10 protein-coding genes and 3 pseudogenes are annotated in these 10,040 nt (G+C 58.7%); 9 read left to right on the forward strand and 4 right to left on the reverse strand.

Translation table 11 applies throughout. The features are described 5' to 3' along the window. Positions 1–79: 79 nt before the first annotated feature. From EOA85_RS17755 to EOA85_RS39045, 3 genes and pseudogenes are all read right to left on the reverse strand, one after another. Positions 80–1,114 (reverse strand): LLM class flavin-dependent oxidoreductase, encoded by a 1,035-nt coding sequence (locus EOA85_RS17755; protein WP_127210593.1) that lies wholly within the window; start codon positions 1,112–1,114, stop codon positions 80–82. A 74-nt stretch (positions 1,115–1,188) separates the two neighbouring features. Then, complete coding sequence (gene hisC, locus EOA85_RS17760) at positions 1,189–2,343, reverse strand: histidinol-phosphate transaminase (RefSeq protein ID WP_127210594.1); 1,155 nt, start codon at positions 2,341–2,343, stop codon at positions 1,189–1,191. Positions 2,344–2,515: 172 nt separating this feature from the next. Beyond that, a pseudogene (locus tag EOA85_RS39045) lies at positions 2,516–2,729 on the reverse strand (IS21 family transposase); the annotation flags it as partial. A gap of 271 nt (positions 2,730–3,000) precedes the next feature. Here EOA85_RS39045 and EOA85_RS37535 point away from each other — a divergent pair. Together EOA85_RS37535 and EOA85_RS17765 are read left to right on the forward strand one after the other, a co-directional pair. Further along, positions 3,001–3,312 carry a hypothetical protein gene (locus EOA85_RS37535; protein WP_164759722.1) on the forward strand — a complete coding sequence of 104 codons (312 nt, stop codon included), beginning with the start codon at positions 3,001–3,003 and terminating at the stop codon, positions 3,310–3,312. After that, positions 3,299–4,362: pseudogene (locus EOA85_RS17765) on the forward strand (recombinase family protein); the annotation flags it as partial. The gene EOA85_RS37535 and the pseudogene EOA85_RS17765, both read left to right, overlap by 14 nt. A 13-nt stretch (positions 4,363–4,375) precedes the next feature. Here EOA85_RS17765 and EOA85_RS17770 read toward each other — a convergent pair. Continuing rightward, a pseudogene (locus EOA85_RS17770) lies at positions 4,376–4,675 on the reverse strand (IS110 family transposase); the annotation flags it as partial. A 770-nt stretch (positions 4,676–5,445) separates the two neighbouring features. Between EOA85_RS17770 and EOA85_RS17775 the strand changes: the two are divergent. The 7 genes from EOA85_RS17775 (at position 5,446) to EOA85_RS17805 (ending at position 9,692) form a co-directional block, all read left to right on the forward strand. Further along, the gene (locus tag EOA85_RS17775; protein ID WP_127210595.1) at positions 5,446–6,039 is read left to right on the forward strand and encodes a hypothetical protein; all 594 of its coding nucleotides are present in this window, start codon (positions 5,446–5,448) and stop codon (positions 6,037–6,039) included. A 181-nt stretch (positions 6,040–6,220) separates the two neighbouring features. Beyond that, positions 6,221–6,499, forward strand: coding sequence for a hypothetical protein (locus tag EOA85_RS17780; RefSeq protein WP_127210596.1), 279 nt, complete (start codon positions 6,221–6,223; stop codon positions 6,497–6,499). Between the two features lie 713 nt (positions 6,500–7,212). Next, positions 7,213–7,449 carry a hypothetical protein gene (locus EOA85_RS17785; protein ID WP_164759723.1) on the forward strand — a complete coding sequence of 79 codons (237 nt, stop codon included), beginning with the start codon at positions 7,213–7,215 and terminating at the stop codon, positions 7,447–7,449. Between the two features lie 56 nt (positions 7,450–7,505). Further along, positions 7,506–7,940, forward strand: coding sequence for a hypothetical protein (locus EOA85_RS17790; RefSeq protein WP_127210598.1), 435 nt, complete (start codon positions 7,506–7,508; stop codon positions 7,938–7,940). Continuing rightward, positions 7,941–8,321 carry a hypothetical protein gene (locus EOA85_RS17795; protein ID WP_127210599.1) on the forward strand — a complete coding sequence of 127 codons (381 nt, stop codon included), beginning with the start codon at positions 7,941–7,943 and terminating at the stop codon, positions 8,319–8,321. A 173-nt stretch (positions 8,322–8,494) separates the two neighbouring features. Further along, positions 8,495–9,292: a hypothetical protein gene (locus EOA85_RS17800; protein WP_127210600.1), complete on the forward strand. Its 798-nt coding sequence runs from the start codon at positions 8,495–8,497 to the stop codon at positions 9,290–9,292. Next, positions 9,198–9,692, forward strand: a complete 495-nt coding sequence (locus EOA85_RS17805) for a bifunctional hydroxymethylpyrimidine kinase/phosphomethylpyrimidine kinase (protein WP_127210601.1) — start codon at positions 9,198–9,200, stop codon at positions 9,690–9,692. Before EOA85_RS17800 ends, EOA85_RS17805 begins: the two co-directional genes overlap by 95 nt. Positions 9,693–10,040 lie beyond the last annotated feature (348 nt).

The raw sequence follows: 10,040 nt of genomic DNA on the forward strand, positions 1-10,040 counted from the left end.
GGCATATACGTTAATCCCCCGCAACCGTTTCGGAATGAGGAGCAGCGCTGCCGCTCCTCCTCCAATCACGCAACGGATTTCACGATGCGCCAACTCGAGCCATGATTTCGGATCGAATGGTCGATGCGGTGTATAGCGACGCATCCAGCGGCAAATCCCCAAATGCCAGTTGACACAGAAGATAATTAGCACCTGCCTCTTCCAGCTGATCAAGGAGAGCTTGTCGGACAGAAGCTGCCGTTCCCACGACGCACAATTCACTTTCAATTGCTGCATCGAAGTCCAGCGGCAAGTTTGGTGGGGTGGGAATGGCATTAAGTTCGTATAGAAATTTGAAGCTCTTGAGCCATCGTCCATAGGCAGGTGCTGCGAGCAAATACGCATCTGTTTCAGAACGCTCTATCACCACCATTCGGAGCAATCCAAGAAATGGCGCTTGGTGGCCAACGTCAGCATCGTGCATTCGAGCGGCGCGGAATGCGTCGGTAACGCTGCGAACAGAAGTGCAAGGTCCAACGCAGGCGATGTTTGCCCCATTCGCGGCGGCCCAGCTAGCCGGCTCGGGTCGATTGGTGGCGATCCATGTCGGCGGATGGGGATATTGGTGAGGTCTCAACGTCAACGGAACGTCCTTCAACTCAAAGTGGCGGCCCTGATAAGAAAGCGTCCCGCCTTTCATCGCACCCATGAGAATCTCGCTGGCCTCCGCATACTGTTCTGGTGCTGCTTCTACAGCAACCCCGAAGTATCCCAATTCAGTCGGGGCAGAGCCGCGCCCTATGCCGAGTTCGAGCCTGCCGCCGCTCAACTGATCAAGCATGCAGATCTCCTCGAACGCACGCAGCGGATGATAGAGCGCAAGCAGCATTACCATGGGACCAACACGAAGACGGCGGGTTCGCTGGGCGACGCTCGCTAAGAACAAATTCGGTGATGGACCTCTGCCATGCGGCGTACAGTGGTGCTCTGCGAGATGATACGCATAAAAGCCATAGCGATCGCACGCCTCTGCTAGGGTCAGCCGATCTGCATATTGTTGGGCGATATCATCGCAGTTTTCGTCCAGATGATCGAAGATGCCGAAGGTCAAGCCCGAAGGGAAAATTTTCTTCATTAATTCTTCTCCAAATTAGACATAATCTAACCTACTCGTTGGAACAACCAGCACTCATAACACATCGACACGTATTACATTATGCACCGCCCATGCAAAGCGAATTCAGACCTTGATGCTTCTGCACACCGCGATTTCCTCCTAAAGCTCACGGAGATGTGTTTGGCGGCAGCAAGGAATTTATCCATCTGTTCTTTGGTGCCAATGCTGACGCGAATGCAGTTCTTCAAATATCTGTCAGGAAAGCTGGCGATAAGTATCTTCTGCTCTTTCAACGCTGCTTGCCAGCATGGGCCCTCCTGTCCCGCCGGCACACGGGCCAGCAAAAAGTTTGCGTGGGAGGGTGTTACGGAAAAGCCAAGTTGCAACAGCGCCAGGGTCACTCGCTGTCGTTCATGCTTGATGTGCTTGTGATTCTCTTCGTAGGCGTGGCGATGCGCAAGGATGCTTTTCCCGACCGCCTGCCCGATCACGTTCATGTTGAACACGTTCTGGATGTTGCGCAGCCTGCCAATGATTTCTGGATGACCGAAACCGAAGCCGACTCGCACGCCAGCGGCAGCATAGCTCTTCGAAAAAGTCCTCAAGATCAAAAGATTCGGATGTTTATTGACGAGGCGCAGGGCATGGTCGGGTGCAAAGTCGACGTAGGCCTCGTCCAAGACGATCAAGCGATCTGCTAGCTCCACAAGGCGTTCGATTTCGGCCACCGGCACGAATGTTCCGGTCGGATTGTTCGGATTAGCCAACAGAATGAACTTCGCGTCTTTTGCGGGGCCGAACAGCAGTTTTTCTATTGGCAAGGAATGAGCTTCGCTCGATGCGATTTCGAGAAACTCAGCACCCTGCAGCATGGCAAGTTTTCGGTTGAACGAGAATCCGGGCGACAGCATCGCCACTCTATCTCCTGGGGCGAGGAACGCTCTGTAGATGAGTCCGAGAAGTTCCGACGAACCGTTGCCGGCAATCACCTGATCTTTGGAAAGTCCGTAAGCGTCGGAGGCAGCTTCCCTTAAGCTGAGGTTGTCGTCTTCCGGATAAAGATACTGGTGTTCGATCGCAGCAATCGCACTTTGCATTACGCTCTTCGGCAACGGAAACGGGTTCTCGTTCGTATTTAGCTTAACGCAATTTGCATCCGTCACTGGTCCGTTGGACGAGAGAGCATCTAACTGTCTGGCCACCTGCGAAAAAAGCGAAAGCACGGTTTTCAGTTTTGCATCGCACATATTCTTCTCCGTTTTTCAGTTCCGCAGGGGCATGCAGCATGAGGCAATCGTCGATCGTGACTTGATCGACGTTCGGCTATGTCAGCGCTGCCTTCCCACCACCTTGGTCGGGAGCGCCGACCACGGCTTGAATTTGCCACCGGGAAGCTGTCGAGAACCTGACGACGACAACGCGTGGCCGACGGCCGATTCGATGCAACAGACGCTGTTTCAACATCGCATCGTCGTCAAAGCCCGCATGCAGGGCCAGCACGTCAGCCCCTCCTCCAGCGCCCGCAGTAAATAGGTGGAAACCGAGGTCTTGCCGAACCTCAGTCGCTCTGCCATCTCGCCCACCGGGAGGCCCAGTTCATGGTCAGGCGCAGGATCGTCCGGATATCCCTCACGCTCGTTCATCTCGCTTGCTTCCGTCTTAGCATGGGCTCTCTCGGTTCGATGATGAGAGAGCCAAAATACCAGAACGGCGCAGCCGAGAACCGAACGTCAAATCCACCCCGGAAACTGTCCGGGGGCTTAGCGGAACCCCTGTCCGCCTTTTGCGAAACGCGCAGGGTAGACCTGGTAGAGCCCGCCACATTTGTGGGCCCGTCGCCGGCCCAACGCCTCGACGTGCGCCAGGAGCGGAGCGCGCCGCTGGTCACCGAGCTCGAGCGCTGGATGATCGAGACGCGCGACAAGCTCTCGCGCGTTCGGACGCCGGCTTCGCTGCGAGAACAGCAAAGAACGCGCCAACGGTCGGATCATTCTCTCCGGATGGTTTCATCATCGGGAAGACGCAAAAATGAGAACCTTGCCGCCACTGACACGATCTCTCGTGATCGTTCGCCAGCTCAGCATGCCGCTCGACTCGCAGAAGCTGAACGGCTGAGTTCAGCGCAACGGACGATAGTGATCGCCCGGCTCGCCAACGTACTGATGGCCGCCGCCGGCGTGGCAACGGAGGAGGAGAGCTGCGATGACGAGCGGTAATCTGATTCCGGCCACCATCCTCAAGCGCAAGGCCGTCTTCTATGCACGTCAGTCCACGCAGGCGCAAGTGCAGCTCAACCTTGAGAGCCAGCGTCGGCAGTATGAGCTTGTCGGCGTCGCGCGGCGTTGGGGATTCCGCAAAGTAGAGGTGATCGACGAGGATCTGGGACGAACCGCAAGCGGGGCTGTGGAGCGTCCCGGTTTCGAGCGCTTGGTCGACGATCTGTGCACCGGCCATGTGGGCGCCGTGCTTTGCCTGGAGGCGATGGCCGCGTTCGCAAGAGCTATGGCCATACAAGCCGGCCAGCGAGTGGGCGGTGGTGCTCAAGGAGCATCACGAAGGCTATATTGGATGGAGCGAGTACGAACGGAACCAGGAATTTCTCGCCGCCAACGCCTATGGCAAAGCCGGCGGCGTCAAGTCGGGCCGCGGCGGTCGCGCGTTGCTCCCGGGTCTTCTCTCCTGTGGTCGATGCGGGCGAAGACTGGTTGTTATGTATGCCGGACGCGGCCAAGGTTATCCGGTATATCGCTGCGAGCGGCAACCTCATGATGGCACAGGCGCGATGCATGTCGTTCAACGGCTTTCGCACCGACGCGGCGGTGACCCGCGAAGCGCTGGAGGCGGTTGCGCCGATGGCGATCGAAGCGGCGTTGGAGGCTGAACGGATGCAGCTGGAGAGCGAAGCCAAGCGGCGGCAGATGATCGAGATGGACCTGCAGCAGGCACGCTATGAGGCATCGCTCGCCGAGCGCCGCTATGCCGCCTGCGACCCGGAGAACCGGCTTATAGCGGCCCAGCTCGAGAGGAACTGGGAAGCTACGCTCAGGCGCGTGGAGACCTGCGAGGCCCGGCTCAGCGAAGTCCAGCGCATGGAGCCTGTCGACGCGATCCCTGACTTCACCGGCCTCGCCCAGGATCTCGAAGCCGGCTGGAATGCGCCGGGTGTCGATATGCGCTGCCGTCAGCAACTGCTGCGCGCGCTCATCAAGGATATCGTGGCGGACGTCGATGACGACGCGCGCGATGTGATCCTGACCATCCATTGGCATGTGAGGCCAATGCGCTCACCTGTTGGCGATGGAACCCGCAGCGTCTCGACCGTGGCCGCCCGCGCGCGAACAAGATCCCGTATGGACTCGTGCCCTTCATCGGGAACCCACACCGCGGTCAGCTCGCCGGCGCGCGTGCAACCACGGTGCGCTCGTGCCCGAGCGACCGGGTCAGGCGATAAAGGCCGTACCCGGTCGGCCCAGCCTCATAGCAGAAATGCACGTAACCAAAGCGGCTGGCGATCCGGCCTATGACCCGCCGCATGCTGGTCGCCGACGCGTCGACCTCACCGAAGAACCGAACCTCTCCTTCCTGACGGCCGCACGGGTTGGGTTGAGGGCGTTGCCGTCATCCGCGTCGGCGGTGCGACCGAAGTGGAAGTCAAGGAAAAGAAGGACCGCGATCTTCTTGCGCAACAACGACTGGCAGTCACGCGCGATCATGGAGGGCTTGGTGACGTGCTTGGTCCCCTTCCTCATTCGGCCCCGTTGATCCATCACTTCGACCGCAGCATGGAGCTCACAGACTGCTTACCTTCAGGCCGGTCTCGGCGTTCAGACATGGTTCTACGATCTGCAGGCGTATACCCTGATTCGACCCTCCGGAAGGGTTTCATTTTTGGCGTTGCTGCTCGGCTCGGCTCAGGAAGCATTCTTATCCTCAAACCTTTTGTGTCGGAAGCTCGACAAGAATGTGAAGACCGACAAAAAAGGGATGAGGGGCCGGGCCGCCGGCATGGAGAATCGGTGCAGCGCAGAGTCCGCCAATTCGGCACGCATTTTGCTTGGATAATTCTGTCACCTGCGGACGCAATCAGATCTCCGATCGGCCCGCGGGACCGGTTTGTGACGAAGCGCTTCTTGCGGCAGCCATGACAGGCGTATCCGCCGGATAGAGACAGTAGCATTGTGGAGGGCATGCTGATGCGCGAGCGTATGTGGGGTTCCGGGGCGCGATGGGTCGAGCTGTGGGAGCGATCGTGACGGCAAGCGCAACCAAGAAATCGGAGTGGCTTCACCACCACCTACAAGCGCACGCGCAGCACGATCCCGATCAGTCCAACTGCCGGCCTTTACATCATGAGCTTCTCAGAAACCGAAGAGCGCTCAAAGCCATCGACCTTCTTACCGAACAATTTGCGACAGAACCCGAGATCGACACCCCGGGGACACAAAGGAGAATTATCTGATGCGGCGACTTTTTTTACAAATGGGGCGCTTTGTGGGCTGACGGCGGGCGCTACCGCTGCCAATGTTCCAGTGATCGCCGATCCGGCAATTGTAGCCGGGGCAGCGGCCCCAGTCTTTTCGTTCGAGAGTGGGCAACGCTACTGGTACAGTACCGGCGAAGCATCGAAGGACCTTTACGACGCCAGCGGCACGCGGCTGCTCTCGCGGCTCACTTACGACCATCTCGATGCGCATTCGGGCGAAGTCTTCTTCAAGGCAACCCACAATCCGACTGGCATTTTCGTCAAGGGCCTCCTCGGTGCGGGCGGGGTCACCGAGGGCTCTCTCGTCGACGAGGATTTCCCGCCGTTAACAGAACCTTATTCGAACACGTCGAGCGATCAGCGCGGGGGCGACATCACCTATTTCACCACTGATCTGGGATACTATTTCTGGAACACGCCGCGCTACCGCATCGGTGCTTTGGTCGGCTATAACTTCTGAAACGAGCGCTACGACGCCGTCGGTTGCGCGCAGCAGGCGGCTAACTCGCAGATTTGCGCAGACATGCCGACCAATGTCGGCATCATCAGCCAGGACAACGATTGGCATTCGCTGCGGCTCGGACTGGCCGGGCAGACGCAACTCACCGACCGACTCAGCCTTTCTGGCGACGTGGCGTTCCTTGTTCACGCGGCTCGACGGCAAAGATCGGCACCATCTGCGCCCAGAGATTAATCCCGTTCCTGAAGACGGCGACGGGCATGGGCTCCAACTGGAGGCGGTGTTGAACTACAAGGTCACGGATTTCTTCAACATCGGTGTCGGCGCCCGCTACTGGCGGGTGGCATCTGACGGCAGCGCGCATTTCGAGGACACGCCGTCCAATGGTTCCCCGCAGGTCGATGACTGGAAGGCAGAGCGCTACGGCATGTTCGTGCAGGCGAGCATCAAGTTCGACTGAGAAAGGAAACGCCTAGCGTCCGCTAGCGCGCCTTTCATTTGCCGAGCTTCGCCAGCGGCAGCACGCGTCTGGCGAGCATTGACTCCGAGGATTAGCCCGCTCGAACTGGCGCTCCCGGCGCCCGTGCTCGGGTGCGACCAGACAGACGACGCTTTCGTGCAGGCTGTCGGAGGCTCTGCAACCGCCTGCACGAACAGGACGCACGGACGGTGAAGCGAAAAGCGAATATTTCTTACCTCGCGCCGGATATGCACTCTGCAGTTGGCGCATCGAGTGCAAATCGAGAATCACCTGAGATTGAATGTCAGTAACAAGGGTCCGGCTTTTCAGGCCGGATTCCACACTGCAATCTTATTGCGACTTTGATCCTGCCCCAGGTCGGTCAACCCGGTTCCGAAACAGCACAATGCGCCAGAAGCAGTCGTTTGATCCTTATAGCCAAGAGGCTGCTTAGCTGGTTAGCGGATGTCCGTCGCGCCGTACGCTTACATCGGGGAATTGCCGCACAATCCACATGAGCCGGAATTCTTCGTCCTCTGGCGAGTTTGACCCCAACCAGTCTACCTGCATTTGGCCCCTCAGGATCGCCTAGCAAGACGTCACAGCGACGTTCGCTCTATTTGGATAAGACTGTCTTCTGGCATCAAAGGCGTGGGCATCCCTCAAATGCGCGCTATTCACGCTACGGAGTTCTTATAAATAGAGCGGAGCATGTGTTGGCGGACAATGGCAATAGTACAGGGCGCGTTGGAGCTGGTAGCTGGTCGCTCAAGGGCTTCGACTATCAGGTTGACGTTTCGGTCTGGTTGGCACTAGACCTAATGGTAGCCAACCGGCTCGCCAGCGAGATGATCCTTGAACATGTTAGTGAGGAAGATGTCGAGGCGGACGTCCAGGAATTGGAGCCTGGCACCGTCGCCGAGACGGTCGCTCTGCTGGCTATCGCCTGATCGTTCAGGCCAAACGGCGCACCGGCAACGCATGGACCGAGGCCAGATATATCTCGTTGCTCAAGCATGGCGAACACCGCAAGTCAGCGATCAAGCGGCTCGAACAGGATCCGAATGCCCGCTACCTCCTCGTTACCAGCGCAGCACTCAATGATCCTGTGAGCTATCTGGGTGTGAGACACGCCGGGACCTGGCCCGCAGCTAGCAAAGTGCCACAGAAAATCGCAACGGCAGGAACCAATATCGCAGGTCGGCTGGCGATCATCGGTGGCGAGGATGATGAACGGCTGAAAACTGACATCAAGACCCTGCTGCTCGAGCGTTTGCGCGTCCCGCGCGCGTGTTGGGAAGACTGCCTTGTGGTACTACGCGAGGCAGCTTGGGACCGGATGGGTGGTTTGGACGACGGGCTGTGGACGCGCGAGCAAGCCGAGCAAGTCATCGCCAAGCACGAGGGCTACCTAGTCAGCGGACAGGACCGAGACGGATAGGTGCAGCCGACCAATTGGGGTGACTTGACTCAGGCGCTGGCCAAGCGTCACGCGATCATGATCATCGGACAGTCAGGCAGCGGAAAGACCGCGACCGCCGAGGCGCTCTGGCTTCACCTCAAGGGCGGCATCCCTGATCTCAAGCGCGTCCACATCACCCATGGCCCGGACCAGCTGCGGACCGACACGACGGTGCCCCCGGTGCTCTACGACATTGAAGATCCTTGGGGGCGCTTCAAGTTTGAGCCGGACAGCCGTCCCTGGAACGATCAGCTCGCTCCGGCCTTTGAGAGCGCACGGCATGACCGGATTTTCATCTTCTGCGCGAACTCAGCCTGCCGCTCGAGCTGCGCAACTTCTTTGACAGCCTCCCTGACCTAGCTTCGGACGAACTCGCCAGGCATCCGCAAGCTGCCCTCGCGACTGCGATCAAACGGGCACATCAGGATTCCATCGAGCGCACCGTCGTCGACCAACTCGAGGCCCGCGACGCGATCAAGCCTGCAGCGATTCTGTGGGCACTCATCAAGCCATACGGTCGTCTGTCAGCCGATGTGCTGCGCGGCCTCGACGATGCACTAGTCGACATCGATTCCAGTCTCGAGGGTAAGATCAGCACGCTTGTAAACAGCTTTGTGACTGGGCGCAATTTGCGTCAAGGTGCCGACGGATCGCTTGCCTACTATCACGGCAAGGTCGAAGCCGGGATAGAAACTGCGCTTGCTGGGCATCCCCAAGCTGTGCGCCTGACCTTGCGCCCGCTGATTGACGCGCTGCTCGCACGTGATGACGATCAGGGCGGCAGTTGGGGCATTGAAACCGCCGCCGAGATCATACGTCTCTCACAACGCATCGCAGATGCAACGCCGCGACCATCGCGCGCGAGCCAGGACCGGCTCAACCGCTTGGTCGAGAATAAACTCAAGGCAACTGGCCGCGATCTCGAAAACGCTCTGCGCCTGGCGGCAGCGGTCGGATCTTCAATCAGCAATCTGTCGGAGGTTGCGCGCTGGCTGGAGTATCGACCCGATCGAAGTTTCCCGGGATTGGTGGACTGGGGCAAACCCGAACGTGACGCAGATTGGTATGCGCGGATGCGCGCAGATCCTGACGTGCGTGAATTGATCGAAAGTTTCGTCTGCACGGTACTGCCCACGGACCAAACCAGCTTCCCGAGAGGCTTTGCTAGCGACCTTGCAGAGCTCGCGGGAGACGTGACAGGTGCTTTCCTGGCAGCCGCCCAAGAGTTCGCGGGCTATGGTCATATTCGTAACACCCAACCTGGTCGAGCAGGCGCGATTGACCGGATCGGCACCGGCCTCGGACGAAAAAGGCGCCTGGCGTCAAGCTGACGAATTGTCGAGAACGGTCAGGGCCGCCGTGCTCGTCAAGGGCGGCCATGCGCAAGGAAGCCGTTGCATCGATGTGCTGTTGCAGCCAAACCTCCCCTCGGTTCGATTCGATGCGCCCCGCTGGCCGCGTGGGATGCGCGGTACTGGCTGCATGCTGTCCAGCGCAGTCGCCAGCTCGCTTGCTCATGGAGCATCGCTGGAAGCGAGCGTCAGCCGCGCCAGGCAATATGTTTTCGATGCGCTTGCCAGATCGAAGGACATCGAGCCGAAAAGGGGATTGGGCCCAATGTATCAAAGCTCCGGTCGAGTCTGGGAGGCAATCGCTTTGGTCTACCCCCCAGGACGTGAAAGGCCCTATTCGAGGGCTGGGAATGCGGCATACGCGATCGCGACCCTATGAACAACACGCCGCTTTGAGGAGGAAGCCGGGATGCCACTGTGCCAACCGTCGATGCGCGACCTGAACGGCGCTATTGACCGCTTGCCGTGCATCACGCCAACGACACGATTTACGGGCTAGCCGCTATTTCTGCGCTTCCAACCTGAAGCGTGTCTGGCGTGTGGCGCCACCTCTTTGACGGGCAGCCCCAACACGGCGGCGACATATCCGAGCGCTAGCATATCACTCTCCATTCGATTGCATCTAATTTGAATCCGAACTTCGATATTCTGAAATTATATGCCAGTCCTGGTCGAGACGACTGCATTTCCCAGTTAAATGCCAAACGATACATAATTTACCAAATAC

The sequence above is a fragment of the Mesorhizobium sp. M5C.F.Ca.IN.020.29.1.1 genome (genome assembly GCF_003997375.1).
In the GTDB taxonomy this organism is placed as follows: domain Bacteria; phylum Pseudomonadota; class Alphaproteobacteria; order Rhizobiales; family Rhizobiaceae; genus Mesorhizobium; species Mesorhizobium wenxiniae.

What these genes read in the sequence shown, in the direction of transcription:
- EOA85_RS37535 (WP_164759722.1), top strand. Translation starts at nt 3,001, where the DNA reads ATGATCGAGACGCGCGACAAGCTCTCGCGCGTTCGGACGCCGGCTTCG.
- EOA85_RS17805 (WP_127210601.1), top strand. Translation starts at nt 9,198, where the DNA reads ATGGTCATATTCGTAACACCCAACCTGGTCGAGCAGGCGCGATTGACC.
- EOA85_RS17775 (WP_127210595.1), top strand. Translation starts at nt 5,446, where the DNA reads ATGAGCTTCTCAGAAACCGAAGAGCGCTCAAAGCCATCGACCTTCTTA.
- hisC (WP_127210594.1), bottom strand. Translation starts at nt 2,343, where the DNA reads ATGTGCGATGCAAAACTGAAAACCGTGCTTTCGCTTTTTTCGCAGGTG.
- EOA85_RS17755 (WP_127210593.1), bottom strand. Translation starts at nt 1,114, where the DNA reads ATGAAGAAAATTTTCCCTTCGGGCTTGACCTTCGGCATCTTCGATCAT.